General features: G+C 65.5%; 21 protein-coding genes and 1 pseudogene. 18 read left to right on the plus strand and 4 right to left on the minus strand.

The window, feature by feature from the left end:
* Positions 1 to 275: 275 nt before the first annotated feature.
* The 3 genes from AC3AP7_RS19650 to AC3AP7_RS19660 all read left to right on the plus strand — a co-directional run bounded on the left by AC3AP7_RS19650 (position 276) and on the right by AC3AP7_RS19660 (position 2,535).
* A complete protein-coding gene (locus tag AC3AP7_RS19650; RefSeq protein ID WP_488324856.1) occupies positions 276 to 830 on the plus strand; it encodes a lysozyme in 555 nt (184 codons plus the stop codon).
* Positions 827 to 1,270 carry a hypothetical protein gene (locus AC3AP7_RS19655; protein WP_487364244.1) on the plus strand — a complete coding sequence of 148 codons (444 nt, stop codon included), beginning with the start codon at positions 827 to 829 and terminating at the stop codon, positions 1,268 to 1,270. Before AC3AP7_RS19650 ends, AC3AP7_RS19655 begins: the two co-directional genes overlap by 4 nt.
* An 84-nt stretch (positions 1,271 to 1,354) precedes the next feature.
* A protein-coding gene (locus tag AC3AP7_RS19660) for an IS3 family transposase (RefSeq protein WP_475764380.1) occupies positions 1,355 to 2,535 on the plus strand; the annotation gives its coding sequence in 2 pieces (ribosomal slippage) (positions 1,355 to 1,607 and positions 1,607 to 2,535; 1,182 coding nt in all).
* 74 nt (positions 2,536 to 2,609) lie between these two features.
* Here the strand turns inward: AC3AP7_RS19660 and AC3AP7_RS19665 are convergent.
* Positions 2,610 to 2,696: pseudogene (locus tag AC3AP7_RS19665) on the minus strand (IS5/IS1182 family transposase); the annotation flags it as partial.
* A gap of 340 nt (positions 2,697 to 3,036) precedes the next feature.
* Positions 3,037 to 3,843, minus strand: coding sequence for an IS5 family transposase (locus AC3AP7_RS19670; RefSeq protein ID WP_487363172.1), 807 nt, complete (start codon positions 3,841 to 3,843; stop codon positions 3,037 to 3,039).
* A gap of 63 nt (positions 3,844 to 3,906) precedes the next feature.
* Here AC3AP7_RS19670 and AC3AP7_RS19675 point away from each other — a divergent pair, with 63 nt between their 5' ends.
* From AC3AP7_RS19675 to AC3AP7_RS19705, 7 genes are all read left to right on the plus strand, one after another.
* Positions 3,907 to 4,161 (plus strand): putative PII-like signaling protein, encoded by a 255-nt coding sequence (locus AC3AP7_RS19675; RefSeq protein ID WP_488324857.1) that lies wholly within the window; start codon positions 3,907 to 3,909, stop codon positions 4,159 to 4,161.
* Positions 4,162 to 4,427: 266 nt separating this feature from the next.
* Positions 4,428 to 4,901, plus strand: coding sequence for an NAD(P)H-dependent oxidoreductase subunit E (locus tag AC3AP7_RS19680; RefSeq protein WP_487364946.1), 474 nt, complete (start codon positions 4,428 to 4,430; stop codon positions 4,899 to 4,901).
* Positions 4,898 to 6,454, plus strand: a complete 1,557-nt coding sequence (locus tag AC3AP7_RS19685) for a formate dehydrogenase beta subunit (protein ID WP_475765750.1) — start codon at positions 4,898 to 4,900, stop codon at positions 6,452 to 6,454. Before AC3AP7_RS19680 ends, AC3AP7_RS19685 begins: the two co-directional genes overlap by 4 nt.
* A 14-nt stretch (positions 6,455 to 6,468) precedes the next feature.
* Entirely contained in the window at positions 6,469 to 9,408 is a 2,940-nt protein-coding gene (gene fdhF / locus AC3AP7_RS19690; protein ID WP_487364245.1) for a formate dehydrogenase subunit alpha, read from the plus strand.
* Between the two features lie 10 nt (positions 9,409 to 9,418).
* Positions 9,419 to 9,655 carry a formate dehydrogenase subunit delta gene (locus tag AC3AP7_RS19695; RefSeq protein WP_487364246.1) on the plus strand — a complete coding sequence of 79 codons (237 nt, stop codon included), beginning with the start codon at positions 9,419 to 9,421 and terminating at the stop codon, positions 9,653 to 9,655.
* Between the two features lie 149 nt (positions 9,656 to 9,804).
* Positions 9,805 to 10,842 carry a 2-dehydropantoate 2-reductase gene (locus tag AC3AP7_RS19700; RefSeq protein WP_487364247.1) on the plus strand — a complete coding sequence of 346 codons (1,038 nt, stop codon included), beginning with the start codon at positions 9,805 to 9,807 and terminating at the stop codon, positions 10,840 to 10,842.
* 332 nt (positions 10,843 to 11,174) lie between these two features.
* A complete protein-coding gene (locus AC3AP7_RS19705; protein WP_487364248.1) occupies positions 11,175 to 11,399 on the plus strand; it encodes a hypothetical protein in 225 nt (74 codons plus the stop codon).
* A 25-nt stretch (positions 11,400 to 11,424) separates the two neighbouring features.
* On the opposite strand, the gene AC3AP7_RS19710 is transcribed toward AC3AP7_RS19705, so the two are convergent.
* On the minus strand, positions 11,425 to 12,381 hold the full coding sequence (locus tag AC3AP7_RS19710; protein ID WP_487364249.1) for a LysR family transcriptional regulator: 957 nt from the start codon (positions 12,379 to 12,381) through the stop codon (positions 11,425 to 11,427).
* A gap of 594 nt (positions 12,382 to 12,975) precedes the next feature.
* Between AC3AP7_RS19710 and oxlT the strand changes: the two genes are divergently transcribed.
* Entirely contained in the window at positions 12,976 to 14,229 is a 1,254-nt protein-coding gene (gene oxlT / locus AC3AP7_RS19715) for an oxalate/formate MFS antiporter (protein ID WP_487364947.1), read from the plus strand.
* Positions 14,230 to 14,356: 127 nt separating this feature from the next.
* Here the strand turns inward: oxlT and AC3AP7_RS19720 are convergent, their stop codons facing one another.
* On the minus strand, positions 14,357 to 14,749 hold the full coding sequence (locus AC3AP7_RS19720; protein WP_487364250.1) for a hypothetical protein: 393 nt from the start codon (positions 14,747 to 14,749) through the stop codon (positions 14,357 to 14,359).
* Between the two features lie 217 nt (positions 14,750 to 14,966).
* Here AC3AP7_RS19720 and AC3AP7_RS19725 point away from each other — a divergent pair, with 217 nt between their 5' ends.
* The 7 genes from AC3AP7_RS19725 (at position 14,967) to AC3AP7_RS19755 (ending at position 22,038) form a co-directional block, all read left to right on the plus strand.
* A complete protein-coding gene (locus AC3AP7_RS19725; protein WP_487364251.1) occupies positions 14,967 to 15,686 on the plus strand; it encodes a GntR family transcriptional regulator in 720 nt (239 codons plus the stop codon).
* A 180-nt stretch (positions 15,687 to 15,866) separates the two neighbouring features.
* On the plus strand, positions 15,867 to 17,612 hold the full coding sequence (gene oxc / locus AC3AP7_RS19730) for an oxalyl-CoA decarboxylase (RefSeq protein ID WP_487364252.1): 1,746 nt from the start codon (positions 15,867 to 15,869) through the stop codon (positions 17,610 to 17,612).
* Positions 17,613 to 17,643: 31 nt separating this feature from the next.
* Complete coding sequence (gene frc / locus AC3AP7_RS19735) at positions 17,644 to 18,894, plus strand: formyl-CoA transferase (protein ID WP_487364253.1); 1,251 nt, start codon at positions 17,644 to 17,646, stop codon at positions 18,892 to 18,894.
* A 132-nt stretch (positions 18,895 to 19,026) separates the two neighbouring features.
* Positions 19,027 to 19,461, plus strand: coding sequence for a PAS domain S-box protein (locus AC3AP7_RS19740; RefSeq protein ID WP_487364254.1), 435 nt, complete (start codon positions 19,027 to 19,029; stop codon positions 19,459 to 19,461).
* Positions 19,462 to 19,485: 24 nt separating this feature from the next.
* Positions 19,486 to 19,734, plus strand: a complete 249-nt coding sequence (locus AC3AP7_RS19745) for a hypothetical protein (protein WP_487364255.1) — start codon at positions 19,486 to 19,488, stop codon at positions 19,732 to 19,734.
* 153 nt (positions 19,735 to 19,887) lie between these two features.
* Positions 19,888 to 21,135 carry a formyl-CoA transferase gene (gene frc, locus AC3AP7_RS19750; protein WP_487364256.1) on the plus strand — a complete coding sequence of 416 codons (1,248 nt, stop codon included), beginning with the start codon at positions 19,888 to 19,890 and terminating at the stop codon, positions 21,133 to 21,135.
* Positions 21,136 to 21,258: 123 nt separating this feature from the next.
* Positions 21,259 to 22,038: a fumarylacetoacetate hydrolase family protein gene (locus AC3AP7_RS19755; RefSeq protein ID WP_487364257.1), complete on the plus strand. Its 780-nt coding sequence runs from the start codon at positions 21,259 to 21,261 to the stop codon at positions 22,036 to 22,038.

Consider the following 22,038-nt stretch of genomic DNA (forward strand, 5'->3'; position numbering starts at 1 on the left):
TCCAACTGACTGGGGCAAACCCGGCAGCACACAGCACATCGTGGTAAACAGTCAGAGCATTCCAAACTCTCGCTGTTGGGCTGGGAAGTGGCTGGGTCGTTGCCAGCGACGATTGAGCTACGGCGGTTTCTCGCATGCGAGAAGCGCGGAAGTGCGCATCAGCCTGATACTGCTGGGGTACTGCCCTGCGTGTCCGCAAAGCTTTTTCGATTCAATTCACATATTCTGATCCGGCAGGGGAATATCCCAAAAAATAGTTGTGCTGGCAACGTCTTATGATTGCACTTGCCAATGCGAAAAACCGGAACAGGAATAGAGGAATGCCAGGTGCCAATGACAGTATGCGAATGAGCGAGGCCGGATACACAGCTTTGCGATTCAATGAAGGTGTGGTAATGCATTATTACAACGATGCACCGGTGCACGGCAATTGCACGTGGGGTATCGGTACACTCGCTCACCTTGGACCATGCACGCCAGAAGAACTGAGGCGAACTGTTCTTCCGGAACAGGTCAACGCAATACTGCAATCTCGCGTGCACGATGCAGAGCGCCAGGTCAGGGCTATTGTGACGGAGCGGCAGTTGACGCAGGCGCAATTCGATGCAGCCGTATCGTTCGCGTACAACTCGAGCAACGTCAACACCCGACAAGCGCTTTCGCCGGCAAACGGTGGGGATATGGCGGTTGTGGTTTCACAGATGATGAGCAACGTGATGATTACCCCGCGTAGGCCTAATGGCGGTGCGGCGGGGCCCGGGAGGCGCAGCCGGGGACTTGAGCATCGGCGCATGCGCGAATCGGCGCCTTTCCGGCAGTCTGCGAAATGAGCACGCGGCAGTTGTGTGCAGCCGTTGCACTGCTCCTCGCGACCGGACAGTCTAATGCCCAAGAGGGTGCGTCGGCGGCGAAACTATTAGCGGCTGAATTTTCGGGAAAATGGGTAGTCACGGATGTTGTGTCGTACGCAACCATCTCGGCGGGTATCCCGGAAGCAAAGCGAATTCTCGGCAAGGTCCTGACGATCTCACCGACGCGTATTGAATTCAGCAATCAGAACTGCACGCCTCATGGTGGTTTCGTCGTCAGTGAGGTGGACAGCGCTACGAAATTGAAGGAGCTTTACGACGTGTATCCGCCAGATGTCGGCTTGCCTGCGCGCACTATGCTCCTGGACAGCGCAAACTGTACGGCCATCTTTCGCATGACCGATAACCGTGTCGTGTTTGGGTGGAACGGGGTGATGGTGCGCGCTATCCGCGAAAAGTGATCGGGGTCTGGGGGTGAGCTTCCCCTGAATTTTCGCCTTCCAGCAGGTCGTGTATAAACTCGACCCAAAGGAAGGAAAGAAGAAATGTTCAAGGTACCGCACCAGGTGTACACGGCAGAGTTCAAGGAAGCTGCCGTGCAACGAGTCAAGGACGGGCAAGGCGTGAGCGCCGTGGCCCGCGAATTGGGTATGTCGACGCAGACGCTGCGCAACTGGCTCAAGGCGTCCGAAGCCGGCAAGCTGAACGGCGCCGGGGCGAAGGTCGTCACGGCAGAACAGATGGAGCTCTCGCGCCTTCGAGCGGAGAACAAGCGCTTGCAGATGGAGCTGGAAATCGCAAAAAAAGCGGCGGCGTTCTTCGCGAAGGACCTCCTGTGAAGTACGCCTGGATTGACACGCAGTGCCGGCACTATCCGCTGTCGGCGTTGTGCGAGGTCCTTGATGTCAGCGTGAACGGCTATCGCGCCTGGAAGCGCGGCGGCACGCCCGAGCGTCAGCGGCTGACCGATGCGCAGTTGCTCACGTTGATTCGGACGATTCACGCTCAGTACAAGGGCGCCTACGGCTCGCCGCGCATGACTGAGGAGGTTCGCGCTCGCGGCTTTCCAGCCAGCAAAGCACGGGTGGAGCGGCTGATGAGCAACAACGGTATTCGAGCCCGCCACAAGCGCCGTTATCGGGTGACAACCGATTCTCGACACAAACTGCCGGTCGCGCCGAACGTGTTGAACCGCAACTTCACGCCGGCCGAGCCCAATCAGGTGTTCACGTCGGACATCACGTACATCTGGACGGACGAAGGCTGGCTGTATTTGGCCGTCACGCTGGACCTGTTCAACCGGGAAGTCGTGGGCTGGTCCGTCAAGCCGCGCATGACGGCGGACCTTGTGACCGATGCACTGACGATGGCATGGTTCCGCCGCCGGCCCGCGCCCGGCGTGCTGCATCACTCGGACAGAGGCAGTCAATACGCGAGTCAAGAATTCCAGCGCAAGCTGAACTCGTACGGCATGCGCTGCTCGATGAGCCGCAAAGGCAGTTGCTGGGATAACGCGCCGACAGAAAGCTTCTTCAACAGCCTGAAGAACGAGCGGGTACACGGCACGAGGTATCGCACGCATCGCGAAGCCGTGGCGGACTTGTTCGAATACATTGAAGTGTTTTATAACCGCAGTCGTCGTCATTCATCACTCGGCTTCGTGTCGCCAACCCAGTTCATGCAAAACTGGCTTGCGGCTCAGCGAACAAAGGAAACGGCTGCATAACCCGGGGCCTCTGGAAGGCGAAAAACCGAGGGAACCTCAGGGGGGCGTGCTTGCCCACCATGACCGTCACATCGGGGGCGCGCAATTCTTCGTAACAGCAGGCTACCCATCGTTATATGAATCATTGCTTCGGACCCGTCGGTTCGTTGTTCGTAGTCGCGGAATTCCATATGGGCCAGCAAGCCGGCCAGCCTGCATCAACGGGCCGAACATAAGCGTGCCGCCTTAACCTGTACACCAAAGTGCAAACCTTGCTTGCTATCCGTGCGGCTTTCGCATAAGCCGCTCTTATCGCCGCGCGCCGGGCATTCTGTTCATGCTCTAGAATGAATCGTGAACGCGCGGACCCGCGCGTGTGCCGGCCCGCGTTGCGCGGGTATCGTTTGACGGAGGCCGACATGAACGGCTGCCAGCTGACCTTCTACACCGAACAGAACCGCCGGCACGGTCATCAGACCGTCTGCGAATGGCTGCTGCACGAAGCCATGCAACTAGAGCGTGTTAGGCACTTTGGATAATGGGCACAGCATGGACGAGCATGAGCATGGCAAAGACGACAAAGTGCAGGCCCGCCAGGGTTTCAGGCAAGCGCTCATAGTCGCGTGCCAGCCGCCGGAAGCGGTTGAGCCATCCGAAGCTGCGCTCGACCACCCAGCGACGCGGCAGCAGCACGAAGCCCTTTTTCGCCTCGGGCAACTTGATGACCTGCAATTCCATACCTTCGTCACGAGCGGCCTGTGCCGCCGTGTCACCCGTATAGCCCTGGTCTGCAAAGGCGAGTTTCACTGTCTGGCCGGTGACGTGCTGAACCTGGCGCGCCAGCTCGCCCACCTGCGCACGCTCCTGCTCGTTGGCCGGCGTAATGTGTACCGCGAGCAGCAGGCCCAGGGTGTCGACGGCCATATGAACCTTGCTGCCCCGCTTGCGTTTGTGACCGTCATAGCCCGCGCGCGGACCGCTCTCACACGTGGACTGCAACGTGCGGCCATCCAGGATAACCGCACTGGGCTGGCCCTGCCGCTCCTGTGCCACGCGCAGCACCGAGCGCAAATCGTTGACCATCGCCTCGAAGCAACCCGCGTTAAGCCAGCGTTGCGTTTGCTGGTAGACCATCTCCCACGGCGGAAAATTAGTCGGCAGCATGCGCCACGACGCACCGGCGCGCGCCATCCAGCGCAGCGCGTTGAACATTTCGCGCAGTTCGTATCGGCGCTGCGGCGCGCCTTCGTTCATCAAGACCAGGTAGGGAGCGGCGAAGCTCCATTCCTCGTCCGAAACGTCCGTGGGATATGGCTTGCGTTCTGGCATTCCGCCAGGTTACCAGGTTTGACCGAAAGTACCTAACACGCTCTAGGCATCCACGGCGCCACGGTGATCAGCTGCGCGGAGGGAACCGGCCACGCGGGCGCGCGCCACGCCGCCCACATGCTGCGGCTGTCGGATCAGCCTGTCCAGATCATCCTCGCCGCCACCGACGACGAAGCCGCACGGCTGCTCGATCTCGTGCGCGCCCAGCAGGTGCACGTGTTCTATACCCGCTTCCCGATCGAGTTCGGGATGATCGGCGCCGATGAGGCACCCGCCACAGGCCGGCATTTTTCGCTATTCGGGCGGCGGGCGCGCTGACGGCATCGCTGACGGCATTGGCGCGGCATCGATGCGGCGACGGGGTGCGATGCCTCGCTCGCAAGTCGCCATCTATCCAGATTTGCAAACCGATACGATAAAAAACTTTAACTTTTATTAATGGATCGGCATAGGCACTATCGTTTCCATCACTCGCCTGATCATCGATTCGACCATGCTGTAGCGCTTCCTTCTTCGAAGTTTGAAGCGAACCCACCGGGCAGCGGCGCGGGCGCCGAGTAATCGCTTCACGAGACGAGGAGACCATCGTGGCTCAACCCGATGAACTGATCGAACGGCACGTTCGCGAAGGGCGCTCGCTCATCGCGGTGTTGCACGCCCTCCAGGACGACGTAGGCTACATACCTGCGGAGACGGTGGAGCCGCTGTCGCGGGCGCTGAACCTGTCGCGCGCGGAGGTGCACGGCGTGCTGACGTTCTACCACCACTTTCGCACCGCGCCGCCGGCGGCGGTGACGGTGCAGCTGTGCCGCGCCGAGGCCTGCCGCAGCATGGGCACCGAGGCGCTCGCGCAGCACATCGAGGCGCGCACCGGCTGCCGCTTCGACGCGCCGCACGCGGCGGGCGCCGCGACGGCGCTCGAATCGGCGTACTGCCTGGGGCAGTGCGCGCTGTCGCCGGCGATGACGCTCAACGGCACGCTGCACGCGAAGGTGAATCCGCAGGGATTCGACGCGCTGTGGGCGGCCGCCCGCGACGCCCAGGAGGCTGACGCATGACCCGCATCTACGTTCCCCGTGATTCGTCCGCGCTCGCGCTGGGCGCCGATGCGCTCGCCGCGGCGATCGAGGCCGAGGCGCAGCGCCGCGGCGTGGCCATCGAGCTGGTGCGCAACGGCTCGCGCGGCCTGCTGTGGCTCGAACCGCTCGTCGAGGTGGCCACGCCGCAGGGGCGCATCGGCTACGCGAACGTCGGGTGCGCGGAGGTCGGCGCGCTGTTCGATGCGGGCTTCACGCAAGGCGGCGCGCACCCGCGCTGCGTCGGCCCGGTCGACGCGATTCCGTACCTGCAGAAGCAGCAGCGGCTGACGTTCGCGCGCATCGGCGTGACCGATCCGCTGTCGGTGGAGGACTATGTGGCGCACGGCGGGCTGGCGGGGCTGAAGGCGGCGCTGGCGATGGACGGCGAGGCGGCCTGCGAGGCGCTGATCGAATCGGGGCTGCGCGGGCGGGGCGGCGCGGCGTTTCCGGCGGGCATCAAGTGGCGCACGGTGCGCGGCGCGCGCGCGGCGCAGAAGTACATCGTGTGCAACGCGGACGAGGGCGACTCGGGCACCTTCTCGGACCGGCTCCTCATGGAGAGCGACCCGTATGCGCTGATCGAGGGGATGATCATCGCGGGGGTGGTGACCGGCGCGAGCCGCGGCTACATCTACGTGCGCAGCGAGTACCCGCATGCGATCGCGGCGCTGGAGGCGGCGCTGGTGCGGGCGCGCGAGGCGGGCTGGCTGGGCGCGGGCGTGCTGGGCACGGCGCATGCGTTCGGGCTGGAGGTGGCCCGAGGCGCGGGCTCGTACGTGTGCGGCGAGGAGACGGCGCTGCTCGAATCGCTGGAGGGCAAGCGCGGGGTGGTGCGCGCCAAGCCGCCGGTGCCGGCGCTCGCGGGGCTGTACGGACAGCCGACGGTGATCAACAACGTGATCACGCTGGCGACGGTGCCGGTGATCTTCGCGCGCGGCGCGGCGTTCTACCGCGACTTCGGGATGGGCCGCTCGCGCGGCACGCTGCCGTTCCAGCTGGCGGGCAACGTGCGCCAGGGCGGGCTGGTGGAGCTCGCGTTCGGGGTGACGCTGCGCGAGCTGGTGTACGACTACGGCGCGGGCAGCGCGAGCGGGCGGCCGGTGCGCGCGGTGCAGGTGGGCGGGCCGCTGGGCACGTACCTGCCGCAGAGCCAGTGGGACATTCCGCTGGACTACGAGGCGTACGCGGCGGTGGGCGCGGTGGTGGGCCACGGCGGGCTGGTGGTGCACGACGACACGTCGAACCTGGCGGAGCTTGCGCAGTACGCGATGCACTTCTGCGCGCTGGAGTCGTGCGGCAAGTGCACGCCGTGCCGGATCGGCTCGACGCGGGGGGTGGAGGTAATCCAGCGCATCCGCGACGGCGACCGCTCGCCGCGCCAGGTGCAGCTGCTGCGCGAGCTGTGCGACACGATGGTGTCGGGCTCGCTGTGCGCGATGGGCGGCATGACGCCCTACCCGGTGATGTCCGCCCTCGATCATTTTCCCGAAGACTTCGGTCTTGACGCCATGCCGCGCGAAGCGGCGGCCTGACGATGGAGCCCCTCATGTCCGATGTACAGAATAGCCGCGCCGGCGGTTGCGGTTCCGGCAACTGCGCGTGCCAGTCGCAGGCGCGCGCGATGCACACGCCCCATGACCAGACCGATTACGGCACGCCGCAGCGGCACGCGGACGTGGACGTGACGCTGGAGATCGACGGCTGCGCGGTGACGGTGCCGGCGGGCACCTCGGTGATGCGCGCGGCGATCGGGGCGGGCATCAACGTGCCGAAGCTGTGCGCGACCGATTCGCTGGAGCCGTTCGGCTCGTGCCGGCTGTGCCTGGTGGAGATCGAGGGGCGGCGCGGCTACCCGGCCTCGTGCACGACGCCGGTGGAGGCGGGCATGAAGGTGCGCACGCAGAGCGGGCGGCTGCAGACGCTGCGGCGCAACGTGATGGAGCTGTACATCTCGGATCACCCGCTGGACTGCCTGACGTGCCCGGCCAACGGCGACTGCGAGCTGCAGGACATGGCGGGCGTGACGGGGCTGCGCGAGGTGCGCTACGGGTACGCGGGACAGAACCACCTGCAGGAGCAGAAGGACGAGTCGAACCCGTACTTCACGTACGACCCGTCCAAGTGCATCGTGTGCAACCGCTGCGTGCGCGCGTGCGAGGAGACCCAGGGTACGTTCGCGCTGACGATCGCCGGGCGCGGGTTCGACTCGCGCGTGGCGGCGAGCGAGAGCCAGCCGTTCATGGACTCGGAGTGCGTGTCGTGCGGGGCGTGCGTGGCGGCGTGTCCGACCGCGACGCTGCAGGAGAAGAGCGTGGTGATGCTCGGCCAGGCGGAGCACGCGGTGGTGACGACGTGCGCGTACTGCGGGGTGGGCTGCTCGCTGCGCGCGGAGATGAAGGGCAACGAGGTGGTGCGCATGGTGCCGCAGCGCGACGGCGAGGCGAACGCGGGACACGCGTGCGTGAAGGGGCGCTTCGCGTGGGGGTATGCGACGCACCGCGACCGGATCACGAAGCCGATGATCCGCGCGAAGATCACGGACCCGTGGCGCGAGGTGAGCTGGGACGAGGCGATCCGCTACGCGGCCTCGGAGTTCCGGCGCATCCAGGAGAAGTACGGTCGCGACTCGATCGGGGGCATCACGTCCTCGCGGTGCACGAACGAGGAGACGTACCTGGTGCAGAAGCTGGTGCGCGCGGCGTTCGGCAACAACAACGTGGACACGTGCGCGCGGGTGTGCCACTCGCCCACGGGGTACGGTCTGAAGACGACGCTGGGCGAGTCGGCGGGCACGCAGACCTTCGCGTCGGTGGGCAAGGCGGACGTGATCATGGTGATCGGGGCGAACCCGACGGACGGCCATCCGGTGTTCGGCTCGCGGCTGAAGCGGCGCCTGCGCGAGGGGGCGAAGCTGATCGTGGTGGATCCGCGGCGCATCGACATCGTGGACGGGCCGCACGTGCGGGCCGCGCATCACCTGCAGCTGCGCCCGGGCACGAACGTGGCGCTGGTCAATGCGCTGGCGCACGTGATCGTGACCGAGGGGCTGCTGGACGAGACGTTCATCGCGGCGCGCTGCGAGGCGCGGGCGTTCGGGCAGTGGCGCGCGTTCGTCGCGCAGCCGGAGAACGCGCCGGAGGCCACCGGGGAAGTGACGGGGGTGGCGGCCGACGCGGTGCGCGCGGCCGCGCGGCTGTACGCGACGGGGGGCAACGCGGCGATCTACTACGGGCTGGGGGTGACCGAGCACGCGCAGGGCTCGACGACGGTGATGGGCATCGCGAACCTGGCGATGGCCACGGGCAACATCGGGCGCGAGGGGGTGGGGGTCAATCCGCTGCGCGGGCAGAACAACGTGCAGGGCTCGTGCGACATGGGGTCGTTTCCGCACGAGCTGCCGGGCTACCGGCACGTGGGGGATGCGGCGACGCGCGCGCTGTTCGAGCAGGCGTGGCAGGTGGCGCTGCAGGCGGAGCCGGGGCTGCGGATTCCGAACATGTTCGATGCGGCGCTGGACGGCAGCTTCCGGGGGCTGTACTGCCAGGGGGAGGACATCGTGCAGTCGGACCCGAACACGCATCACGTGAGCGCGGCGCTCTCGGCGATGGAGTGCATCGTGGTGCAGGACATCTTCCTGAACGAGACGGCGAAGTACGCGCACGTGCTGCTGCCGGGCGCGACGTTCCTGGAGAAGGACGGCACGTTCACGAACGCGGAGCGGCGCATCTCGCGGGTGCGGCGGGTGATGCCGCCGCTGGCGGGGTACGCGGACTGGGAGGTGACGATCCTGCTGGCGCGGGCGCTGGGCTACGAGATGGCGTACACGCATCCGTCGCAGATCATGGACGAGATCGCGCGGCTCACGCCGAGCTTCGAGGGGGTGTCGTACGCGAAGCTCGATGCGCTGGGCAGCATCCAGTGGCCGTGCAATGCGCAGGCGCCCGGGGGCACGCCGACGATGCACGTGGACGAGTTCGTGCGGGGGCTGGGGCACTTCGTGATCACGAAGTTCGTGGCGTCGCCGGAGAAGGTGACGCGGCGCTACCCGCTGATCCTGACGACGGGGCGGATCCTGTCGCAGTACAACGTGGGGGCGCAGACGCGGCGTACGGAGAATTCGCGCTGGCATGACGAGGACCGGCTGGAGATCCATCCGCACGATGCGCAGGAGCGGGGCATCCGCACGGGGGACTGGGTGGGGATCGAGTCGCGGGCGGGGCAGACGGTGCTGCGCGCGAAGGTGACGCAGCGCATGCAGCCCGGGGTGGTGTACACGACGTTCCACTTCCCGGAGTCGGGGGCGAACGTGATCACGACAGAGAGCTCGGACTGGGCGACGAACTGCCCGGAGTACAAGGTGACGGCGGTGCAGGTGATGCCGGTGGAGCAGCCGTCGCAGTGGCAGCGCGAGTACACGCGCTTTAACGCGCAGCAGCTGGAGCTGCTGGAGCGGCGCGAGGCGGCGCCGGAAACGGCGGGCAAGTGAGGGGGCCGCGATGGACGTTCACAACCTGATCGACATGGCCAACCGGATCGGCGAGTTCTTCGAGTCGATGCCCGATCACGACGAAGCGCTCGACGGCATCGCCATGCACATCCGCCGCTTCTGGGAGCCTCGCATGCGGCGCGCCATTCTTGCCGCGCTCGATACGCAGCCGAAGCACGCCTTTCGCGACATCGTCTATGACGCGCTCGTCGCCTCGCGCGCCGAGCTCACGCCCGCGCATACCTGAACGCAGCACGCGGCATGCGGCGCCGCCGACGCACCGCATGCCGCGCCGCTTCCCGCCGCATCGCGCGGCGTGCCCGACCAACAGATCAGCATGGGAGACCGTCACGGGTCTGCCATGACCGCATTCGTCACATCAACAGGAGACAGTCCATGAAAATCTGTGTGTATGGCGCCGGGGCCATCGGCGCCTATATGGGAGCGAAGCTGGCGCTCGCGGGCGCCGAGGTCAGCTTCGTCGCACGCGGTCCCCATCTGGCGGCGATGCAGAAGCAGGGCGTACGGCTGCAAAGCGACGGCGTCGAGCGTGTCGTGAACGTGCGCTGCACGTCCACGCCCGCCGAACTCGGTCCGCAGGACTACGTGATCATCGCGCTGAAGGCGCACTCGGTGCCGGGCATCGTCGAGGCGGTCCAGCCGCTGATCGGCCCGGATACCGCGATCGTGACGGCCGTCAACGGAATTCCGTACTGGTACTTCTATCAGCACGGCGGAATCTTCGCGGGCACGAGGCTCGACAGCGTCGATCCGGGCGGCACGCAGTGGAACCGGCTCGGGCCGGAGCGCGCGATCGGCTGCGTGCTGTATCCGGCGGCCGAGATCGTCGAGCCCGGCGTGATCCGCCACGTCTACGGCAAGAAGTTTCCGATCGGCGAGCCGGGCGGCGAGCGCACCGAGCGCATCGTCAAGCTGCACGAGATCATGACGGCCGCTGGTTTCGACGCGCCGATCCGCGAGGATATCCGCGACGAAATCTGGCTGAAGCTGTGGGGCAACCTGTGCTTCAACCCGATCAGCGCGCTCACGCATGCGACGCTCGACGTGATCACGCGCGACGCGGGCACCCGCGCCGTGTCGAAGACGATGATGCTGGAGGCCAAGGCGATCGCGGATCGCTTCGACGTGCACTTTCGCGTCGACGTCGAGCGGCGCATCGACGGCGCGGGGGCGGTCGGTGCGCACAAGACCTCGATGCTGCAGGATCTCGAATGCGGCCGGCCGATGGAAATCGATCCGCTGCTGACGGTCGTGCAGGAGATGGGCCGCCTCGCCGGACAGCCGACGCCGACGATCGACACGGTGCTCGCGCTGATCAAGCTGCGCGAGCAGATCGCGCAGTCGGAGCGTACGCCGGCTGTCCCGGCGAGCGTCGCGGCGCAGCCGCCGCGCGAGACGGTCGGCACCGTCTGATCCCGCCTTCGTCGACCGCCGTTCTGGCGGTCGGCACGCATGCTTCCGCGACCGGCATCGCGCCGGCGCCTCCTCTCCCTTTTCCGTCGCCTCCCGCTGCCGGGCGCGCTTTCGCAGCACGCCTGCGCGATCTGCTCCGATCCCGCTTCCCTGTGGCGCCCTGTTCCGGCGCAGGCGCCATGCTCGCGCGCGAGCCGCCCGGAAGCGCTGCGTCAAGCCGTCATTTGCGGCAAAGCAACAATTTCGTGATATACCAAATACAAAATATTGACTTTTGGTGCAATGCGGAAGATCATAGAGCCTGTTGACTGTTTCAACTCTTGGAGCCTGACATGGAACTCTTGCCGATCGCTTTGCTTGCCACCGCACTCGTCTTGATGGGTGCGGCTGTGACCTACCTGCTGACTCGTCTGGTCGACGAGCCGGCGCTGAACCTTGCGGCGCAGCATGGCCGCTTCGCCGGCCTCGGTGAAGCCGAGCGTCCCGCCGCACCGCGCGCACCGCGTCTGCGTCATACGCCGGCTGGGGTGCGGCATGCCGTGGGTAGCGCGCAGTAACGCGCGTGGCAGGCTGAACGAACGACTAGCTGAACGCGCGAGCGGGGGACATCAGCTCGCCGACGTGGGTGATGTGCTCGATCTGCGTCGAGCCTTCGTCGAGCAGAAACCGCTTGAATGCCTCCGCGACTGGCGGCAGACGCTTGTTCTTGCGGTGCACGACGTACCAGTTGAGCATGGCGGGAAAGCCCTCGACGTTGAGCACCGCGAGGTTGCCGACCTGCAGTTCGAGGCTGATCGTGTGCGCGGACAGGAACGCGATGCCCATCCCTGCGATCACCGCCTGCTTGATGGTCTCGGTGCTCTGGATTTCCATCGCGATCTTCGGATTGTCGAGTCGACCGGCGAACGCTTCCTGCATTGAATTCCACGTGTCGGAGCCGCGCTCGCGCACGATGAAAGGCATGTCCGCGAGTTGCGCCATCGTCACATGGCGACGGCGTGCGAGCGGATGGCTGGGCGCCGCGACGATCACGTAAGGGTGCGGCGCGAACGCTTCTGTCGTCACGTCCATGTCGACCGGCGGGCGGACCATGATCGCAAGGTCCGTCTGGTTGGTCGTGAGCCGATGCAGCAGTTCTTCCCGGTTGCGCACGCCGAGGTTCAGCTCGACACCCGCGTGGCGGCGCGTGAATTCGGCGAGCAGTCGCGGAAAGAAGTAGTCGCCCGCGCTGATCACCGACACGTTGAGCCGGCCACCCGAGATTCCCTTCAACTGGTTCATCTTCTCGTCCTCCTGCTGGAACAGCTGGAGGACGAGGCGGCTGAACAGCAGAATCTCGTTGCCCGCCGGCGTCAGATAGATCTTCTTGCCGAGCTGCTCGAACAGCGGCAGGCCCGCGTGTTCCTCGAGTTGAGCGACCTGGGTGGAGACGGCCGGCTGCGTCAGATGCAGTTCTTCCGCCGCTCGCGAGAAGCTGAGCAGGCGCGCGACGGTCTCGAAGACTTTCAACTGCCGCAGCGTCGCGTTCCTGATTGTCATGGTTGATGTATAACCAAAGTCATATCGACATGCTAACAAAAATCAGCTTTTATTAACTCAGCATTGACCCTGACTTCATCGGGATTGACCCTGATGCGGGCCCGCCAGGGTGCCGCTTTCGCACGCCGGCAGCGCATGCCCGGCACGCTTTGCGCCACGCGCTCGCCACGCCTCGACGCGGCGCCGCAATCGCCCGCTGCACAGCGTATTTCAGCCACTCGGCATGGCCAGAATGCGCAAAATTCAAGCCGTTTTGCGTGTGCGGGACAGCGCATGCATAAGTAAAAAGTAATCGAAACGGTAACAAACTTTGATTATTCGCGATTCCCTTTAACTTTTAGCATCCGCTGCATGGTTGAGGGATCGGCGGCACCCGGGTCCCATCTGGAATCTGCCGAACGCCGTCAGGCGACCCCGCGCAGCGACGCTTCGTCTCCCTTCTCGCCAGGCCGGACACCCGGTGCATGTCGCAGCCGCGTCATGACGGCTGCGCCGCTTTCCGACATTCGAATACAAGGAGACACAGCGGTGTACAGACCGATTCGACCGACCTCCGCACCGTGGAGCAATCGCTGGTGTCAGCTCCTGATCGGCATGGCGTGCATGGCGCTCGTCGCGAACATGCAGTACGCGTGGACGCTGTTCGTCGCGCCGATGCATCTGCAGCGCCATTGGGACGAGGCGTCGATCCAGTTCGCGTTCGCGATCTTCGTGCTGACCGAAACGTGGCTCGTGCCCGTCGAGGGCTGGCTCGTCGACCGCTTTGGCCCGCGTCCCGTCGTGGCGGCCGGCGCGCTGTGCGCGGGGCTTGCCTGGATACTCGATGCGCACGCAACTACTTTGCCGGCGCTGTACGTGGCGGCGTTCATCGGCGGGATTGGCGCGGGCTGCGTCTATGGCACCTGCGTCGGCAACGCGCTCAAGTGGTTTCCCGACCGGCGCGGACTCGCGGCGGGGTTGACCGCGGCGGGCTTCGGCGCGGGCGCCGCGCTCAGCGTCATTCCGATTGCACACATGATCGCGCGCTCGGGTTACCAGCATGCGTTCCTTTTCTTCGGCGTGCTGCAAGGCGGCTGCATTCTCGCGCTTGCGCTGCTGCTCGTGAAGCCCACGCTGCTGCATGCGGCGGCACGCCGGCCGTCGCTTGCGCTCACGCGTGTCGAGCATTCGCCGTCGCGCGTCGTGCGCGCACCGGTGTTCTGGATCATGTATGCGGTGTTCGTCGCGGTCGCCTCGGGGGGGCTGATGGCCACCGCGCAGCTGGGTCCGATTGCGCATGACCGCGGCTTCGCGGGCATGCCGCTGACGCTGTTCGGCATGACGCTGCCGCTGCTCACCGCGACACTCTCTATCGACAACGTCTGCAACGGCTTCACGCGTCCGCTGTGCGGCCTGCTGTCCGACCGGATCGGCCGGGAAAACACGATGTTCATCGTGTTCCTCGGCGAAGGCCTCGCGCTGCTCGGCATGATGCTGTTCGGCACGAACCCGTATGCGTTCCTCGTGTGCGCCGCACTGATCTTCGTGTTCTGGGGCGAGATCTTCTCGATCTTCCCCGCACTGTGCGCCGACACCTTCGGCAGCCAGTTCGCGGCCGCGAATGCGGGCATGCTCTACACCGCGAAGGGCACCGCGTCGCTGCTGGTGCCGATCGCATCGGTGCTCGCGGCAACGGGCGGATGGGACACGGTATTTCTCGCGTCCGCCGTCCTCACGATCACAGCGGCGGTCGCGGCGAAGTTCGTGCTGGCCCCGATGCGCGCACGCTGGGTGCAAGGGCACCGGATCAGCGATCTGCAGGCAGCGGGACTCGCGCAGCCTGCCAGTCCGACGCACGCCACCCGCTAGGCGGTCGCGTCCGGCTGGCCGCGGCGCAACGCATCTTGCCCGCGCCCGCGGGTCGGCCCCATCCGTTCGCCATCCTGACCGGCCGCGCATGCGGCCGGTTTTGCATCGGACGGCCGCCGCGCGGCGCTCAGGCGCCGGCGAGCGCGGGCAGTCCGAATTCGCCCGCATCGTCGTCGTGAGCGCGCCGGGCAGCGGCGCGCGCCCGCACGGCGGGCCGGTTCGTCTGCACGGCGACCGGCTCGCGCAGTGCCGGCGCGTCGGGCTGCAGCGTGCGCTTTCTCGCGAGGATCGCTTCACTCAGGAATTCGGAGCTGTACGCCGTGAGCAGATGCGGATGATGCATCTCGATGTACGCCGCGATCCGCGCGGCTTCGTCGTCGATCGACCGGAGCGACGCGAGCGTGTGCGCGTCCCAGCGAAAGCGCAAACCCAGTTCGGCGAATGCCATGTTGTAGGCGCAGACGTGCGCATGGAGCTCGCTGTCGTGCGCGCGAGCCGAGGCGTCGAGTGCTTGGTCCATGATCTCCTCCTCTTCCGTTTGGAAAGCCTGACGCCCAGCATAGTGCGGTCAATGAATACGTGATAGTTAAAGTTTTATTTGAAAACGATTGTGTTTTGTTTATGGATTGACGGCCTCGCCGCCGGTCCCTGCCGGGTGGGTCACAGGGGTGGGCAATCGATCATTGAATCTCTTCTGATATGTGATATACAGTATAAACAATCCAAAGGAGGAGCACATGTCAACGGAGATACTGGGCGAGCGCGGAGGCGGCTCGGTCACCCTGGCGCTCGCGCCGATCGGCGCGGCCGCGTCGCTGCGCGACCAGGCGTACGCGCGCCTGAAGCGCGCCATCGCCGAGACGGACATCTACCGGACACGCGAGGACATCCGGCTCGATGAAAAGGAGCTGGCCGAAGCGCTGGGCGTCAGCCGCACGCCGGTGCGCGAGGCGATGACGCTGCTCGAACAGGAGGGTTTTCTGCGCACCGTTCCGCGGCGCGGCGTCTACATCCTGCGCAAGAGCCGGCGCGAGATCGTCGACATCATCTGCATGTGGGCGGCGCTCGAGAGCATGGCCGCGCGTCTCGCGACGACGCGCGCATCGGATGAAGACATCGCCGGGCTGCGGCACATCTTCGACGAATTCGGCGAAGCCGCGCCGGTCGAGCACATCGAGGAGTATTCCGGCGCGAACATCACGTTCCACCAGACGATCGTCGCGCTGTCGAAGTCGCCCGTGCTGGTCGCGACGATCGAAAACGTCTTCATGCACGTGCGGGCGATCCGGCGGATGACGATTGCGCAGAGCGATCGCGCGGCGCGTTCGATCTCGGACCACATGCACATCATCGAGGCGCTCGTCGCGCGCGACGCCGACCGCGCGGAGCAACTCGTGCGGCAGCATTCGCTCGATCTTGCGGCCTACGTCGAAGCTCACTGCGACTTTCTGGACTGATCCGGCGGCGCCGGATGCCGCGGTGCAGCATCGAAATACCGGCATTTATTTCGGATTGCTTACAGTAATTTGCCGTCTCAGGACCCTACCGTGCACCGGTTAAAAAACGCTTGACCAATACTGTATGTGGTATATGATATATCACAAAGGACACTATCCTTCGCCCCCAGGAGACATGACATGGCAGAAGTAGTTGGGACCGAACGGCCGGAAACCCACCCGGCCGAAGCAGCAACGCCGATGACCGATGGCTTCCATCTGGTCATCGACGCACTGAAGTTGAACGGCATCGAGACGATCTACGGCTTGCCCGGCATTCCCATCACGGACCTCGCGCGGCTCGCGCAGGCCGAGGGCATGCGGGTTTTCAGCTTCCGCCATGAGCAGAACGCGGGGCACGCCGCGGCCGCGGCCGGCTATATCACGCAGAAGCCCGGCGTGTGCCTGACGGTGTCCGCCCCCGGCTTCCTGAATGGTCTCACCGCGCTTGCCAACGCGACGACCAACTGCTTTCCGATGATCCTCATCAGCGGTTCGAGCGAGCGCGAAATCGTCGACCTGCAGCAGGGCGACTACGAGGAAATGGATCAGTTGAACATCGCAAAGCCGCATGCGAAGGCTGCGTTCCGCGTGCTGCACGCGGAGGATATCGGCATCGGCATCGCACGGGCGATCCGCGCCGCGCTGTCGGGCCGTCCCGGCGGCGTGTATCTGGACCTGCCGGCGAAGCTGCTGTCGCAGGCGATCGAAGCAGAAAAGGCGCGCCGCTCGCTGGTGCGCGTGGTCGACGCGGCGCCGCGCCAGCTGCCGTCGCCCGACTCGGTCGAGCGCGCGCTGGAGGTGCTGAAGCACGCGAAGCGGCCGCTGATCCTGCTCGGCAAGGGCGCTGCCTATTCGCAGGCCGACGGCGAGATCCGCGCGCTCGTCGAGCGCACTGGCATTCCGTATCTGCCGATGTCGATGGCCAAGGGCCTGCTGCCCGACACGCATGCGCAATCGGCCTCGGCCGCACGCTCGTTCGTGCTCGCCGAATGCGACGCGGTGCTGCTGGTAGGGGCGCGTCTGAACTGGCTGCTGTCGCACGGCAAGGGCAAAACCTGGGGTGGCGCGCCGAAACAGATCGTCCAGATCGACATCGCGCCGACCGAAATGGACAGCAACGTCGCCATCTCCGCACCGGTCGTCGGCGACATCCGTTCGTGCGTGCAGGCGATTCTCGAGCGCATCGGCAACGACTTCCAGAAGCCGCCGGCGGACTGGCTCGCGGCCATCGCGGAACGCAAGAACCGCAATCTCGCGAAGATGGCCGAGACGCTCGCGAAGAATCCGTCGCCGATGAATTTCCACAGCGCGCTGCGCGTGCTGCGCGACATCGTGAAGGCCAATCCGTCGATGACGGTCGTCAACGAAGGCGCGAACACCCTCGACTACGGCCGCGCGGTAATCGACATGTACGAGCCGCGCAAGCGTCTCGACTGCGGTACGTGGGGCATCATGGGGATCGGCATGGGCTTCGCGGTCGCGGCGGCCGTCGAGACCGGCAAGCCGGTGCTCGCCATCGAAGGCGACAGCGCATTCGGCTTCTGCGGCATGGAGATCGAGACGATCTGCCGCTACAACCTGCCGGTGTGCACGGTCATCTTCAACAACAACGGCGTGTATCGCGGCACCGACGTCAATCCGACGGGCGGCCCGGACGTCGCGCCGACGGTGTTCGTCAAGGGAGCGCGCTACGACAAGATGATGGAGGCGTTCGGTGGAGTAGGTCATCTTGTCAGGACACCTGATGAACTGGAGAAGGCGGTCAACGAAGCGATCCGTTCGGGCAAGCCGACGCTCGTGAACGCCGTGATCGACGAGTCGGCGGGCACCGAAAGCGGCCGTCTGACCAATCTCAATCCCCAAAGCGCGGCAACCAAAAAGTAATCAACCTGGGCAACCCATCAGGAGAACAGACGTGAGCAAACCCCTCGACGGAATCAAGATTATCGACTTCACGCACGTGCAGGCAGGGCCGGCGTGTACGCAGCTTCTCGCCTGGTTCGGCGCCGACGTGATCAAGGTCGAGCGTCCGGGCTCGGGCGACGTGACGCGCAACCAGTTGCGCGACATTCCGGAAGCGGATGCGCTGTATTTCACGATGCTCAACAGCAACAAGCGTTCGCTGACGCTGAACACGAAGACCCAGGAAGGCAAGGAAGTGCTGGAGAAGCTGATCCGCGAATCGGACGTGCTGGTCGAGAACTTCGGCCCGGGCGCGCTCGACCGGATGGGCTTCACGTGGGAGCGCATCAACGAGCTGAACCCGAAGATGATCGTCGCGTCGGTGAAGGGCTTCAGCGACGGGCACCACTATTCGGACCTGAAGGTCTACGAAAACGTCGCGCAGTGCGCGGGCGGCGCGGCCTCGACGACCGGCTTCTGGGACGGCCCCCCGACCGTGAGCGCGGCGGCACTCGGCGACAGCAACACCGGCATGCACCTCGCCATCGGCATCCTGACCGCGCTGATCGGCCGCGACAAGACCGGCAAGGGCCAGAAGGTCGCGGTGTCGATGCAGGACGCGGTGCTGAACCTGTGCCGGGTGAAGCTGCGCGACCAGCAGCGTCTCGACCGGGTCGGCTACCTCGAGGAATATCCGCAGTATCCGCACGGCACGTTCTCCGACGCCGTGCCGCGCGGCGGCAACGCGGGCGGCGGCGGACAGCCGGGCTGGGTGCTCAAGTGCAAGGGCTGGGAAAACGACCCGAACGCGTATATCTACTTCACGGTGCAGGATCACGCGTGGGAGCCGATTTGCCGCGCGATCGGCAAGCCGGAGTGGATCGACGATCCGGCCTACAATAGCCCGCGTGCCCGTCAGCCGCACATCTTCGACATCTTCGGGACGATCGAGGCGTGGCTGGCCGACAAGACCAAGTACGAGGCAGTCGACATCCTGCGCAAGTTCGACATTCCGTGTTCGCCGGTGCTCAGCATGAAGGAACTCGCCGCGGACGAATCGATGCGCAAGACGGGCTCGATCGTCGAAGTCGATCACCCGGTGCGCGGCAAGTACCTGACGGTCGGCAGCCCGATCAAGTTCTCGGACCTGAAGCCGGAAATCAAGGCCTCGCCGCTGCTCGGCCAGCACACGGACGAGATCCTGAGGGACCTCGGCTACAGCGCCGAGCAGATCGTCCAGATGCGCGAGACGAAGTCGGTCTGAGCGCGCGCCCCGCGCCGGCATCCCGCGACGGGATGCCGGCGCGGCGACGAACGGTATGACGGCGGCCCGGCGGCGGTTTCGCACCGGGTCATCATGGGATGAGCCGCGGCGGGCTGCGGCAGGGAGGGCATCTTGGAAGGCGCACAGATAGACTTCGAGCAGCTCGTTTCCGCCATTGGCGAAGCGGTCGTCGTCTCGGATCCGGAGGGCAGCATCACGCTGTGGAACCGGGCCGCGGAGCGCATGTTCGGATTTGCCGCGCACGAGGCGCTCGGCCAGTCGCTCGACATCATCATTCCGCAACGGCTGCAGGCGCGTCACTGGGAAGGGTATCGCAAGACGATGCATACCGGCGAGACGCGCTACGGCAACGACGTCCTGCGCGTGCCCGCAGTCGACAAGGACGGGCGTGCGATGTCGATTGCGTTCACCGTTGCGCTGCTGCGCGGCGCGGGGGGCGAAGTCACTGGCATCGTCGCCGTGATCCGCGACGAAACGAGCCGCTTCGAGGAGGATCGCCGGTTGCGCAAGCGGCTCGCGGAACTGGAGGCGCGCACCGGCGCCTGACGCATGCAAGACCGGGAGGACGCGATGCATAGGCAGGTAGAGGTGATGGGACAGTACCGCGTGGAGCTGTCCGCGATGCAACTGATCGAGAATGGCGGCTGGACGGCGTATGCGGCGGTGCGCCCGGTCGAGGAAGAAGCAGGCATGGCGGCCGACGTGATTCCGTCGGGCCGGCTGCTCGACGAAGCCGTATTCGAAAGCGAGAAGGCAGCGCTCGCCGCCGCGCGCCGCGTTGCGATCGCATTGCTGAAAGCAGGAAACGGCGTGGTGTGATGCGAAGCAGGATAATTCGCCGCATGGTGTAACGCAGTTCGTCGCCGCGAATGAAGAATAAGCTGAAAAGTTAGTTATCCTGCAAATATGGAATGAAAAGGTGCGTGTGCGATCGGGATCTCGATCGGCGGGGCGCCAACAGGGAGACGGGAAGTGAGCAAGGCATTGAAAGGCGTACGCATTCTGGATTTCACGCACGTGCAGTCAGGGCCGACCTGCACGCAACTGCTCGCGTGGTTCGGCGCCGACGTGATCAAGATCGAGCGGGCCGGCGCGGGCGACGTCACGCGCGACCAGCTGCGCGACATTCCCGGCGCGGACAGTCTGTACTTCACGATGCTCAACCACAACAAGCGCTCGGTGACGATCGACGTGAAGAACCCGCTCGGCAAGAGCGTGCTCGAAAAGATGATCCGCGAGTGCGACGTGCTCGTTGAAAATTTCGCGCCGGGCGCGCTCGAACGCATGGGGCTCGGCTGGGAGCGCGTGCAGGAACTGAACCCGCGGATGATTCTCGCGTCGATCAAGGGATTCGGGCCGGGCCCGTACCAGGACTGCAAGGTCTATGAGAACGTCGCGCAATGCGCGGGCGGCGCGGCGTCGACCACCGGCTTCGCGGATGGTCCGCCGGTCGTGACCGGTGCGCAGATCGGCGACAGCGGCACCGGGCTGCATCTCGCACTTGGCATCGTCACGGCGCTCTTCCAGCGCACGATGACGGGACGCGGCCAGCACGTGCTCGCCGCGATGCAGGACAGCGTGCTGAACCTGTGCCGCGTGAAGCTGCGCGACCAGCAGCGGCTCGAACGCACGGGCGAACTGCGCGAGTATCCGCAGTACCCGGACGGCACGTTCGGCCCTGCGGTGCCGCGCGCCGGCAATGCGTCGGGCGGCGGGCAGCCGGGCTGGATCCTGCGCTGCAAAAACTGGGAGTCCGACTACAACGCGTACATCTATTTCATTGCGCAGGCGCCGGTCTGGGACCGCATCTGCAAGGTGATCGGCCGGGAAGAGTGGATCACGGATCCCGACTACGCGACACCGGCGGCGCGTCTGCCGAGGCTCACGCAGATCTTTGCCGACATCGAACGCTGGACGATGCGGCTCACGAAGTTCGAGGCGATGACGATCCTCAACAAGTACGACATTCCGTGCGGACCGGTGCTGTCGATGAAGGAGATCGCCGAGGACGAGTCGCTGCGCGAGAGCGGTGCGATCGTCGAGGTCGATCATCCGGTGCGCGGCGCGTATCTGAGCGTCGGCAATCCGATCCGCCTGTCGGACAGTCCGACCGTCGTCACACGCTCGCCGCTGCTCGGCGAGCACACCGACGAAGTGATGACCGAGTTCGGCTACGGCGCCGACGAGATCGCGCAGCTGCGCACGGCCGGCGCGATCTGATCCGCGCGGCGTTCCCCGCGCGACACGACATCCTGCGAGGTGCAACACGGGCGACGGCGCATGCGCCGCCGCCCGTGCCGCCCTCGCGTCAGAAGAATTTCAATTGAAGCAGGAGACATCCCGATGAACTCGTGGATACGGTTTCGGCTGAACGATGGCGGCATCGGTTTCGGCACACTCGAAAACGGCCGGGTCGTGCCCCACGCGGGCGACATGTTCGAGCGCCCGCAGCCGGCAGGCGAGGCGCTCGCGCTCGGCGAGGTGACGCTGTTGAGCCCGTGCGTGCCGGGCAAGATCGTCGCGCTGTGGAACAACTTTCATGCGCTGTCCGAGAAGCTCGGCAAGGCGGCGCCCGTGCATCCGCTCTATCTGATCAAGCCGCCGATGTCGGTGGTCGGGCCGTCCGAGCCGATCCGCCGTCCCGCGAGCTATCGCGGCAAGATCGCGTATGAGGGCGAGCTCGGCATCGTGATCGGCAAGCGCTGCAGCGACGTCACGGTCGAGGAGGCCGAGTCCTGCATCTTCGGCTACACCTGCGTGAACGACGTGACCGCGATCGAGATTCTCAACGAGGATCCGAACTTCGCGCAGTGGTGCCGCGCGAAGGGCTTCGATACGTTCACCTGTCTCGGGCCCGCGATCCGCCGCGATCTCGACTGGCGCAACGCGCACGTGATCACGCAGCTCGACGGCGTCGAGCGTCAGCACTATCCGCTTGCCGACATGATTTTCTCGCCCGCCGAACAGGTCAGCCTCATCTCGCACGACATGACGCTGATGCCCGGCGACGTGATTGCGTGCGGAACGTCGGTCGGCGTCGGCTCCATCAAGGACGGCTCGACGGTCGACATCACGATCGATGGCATCGGCGTGCTGTCCAACATGCTTGGCGGGAGGGCCTGA

This window comes from Paraburkholderia sp. PAMB 6770 (assembly GCF_057748135.1).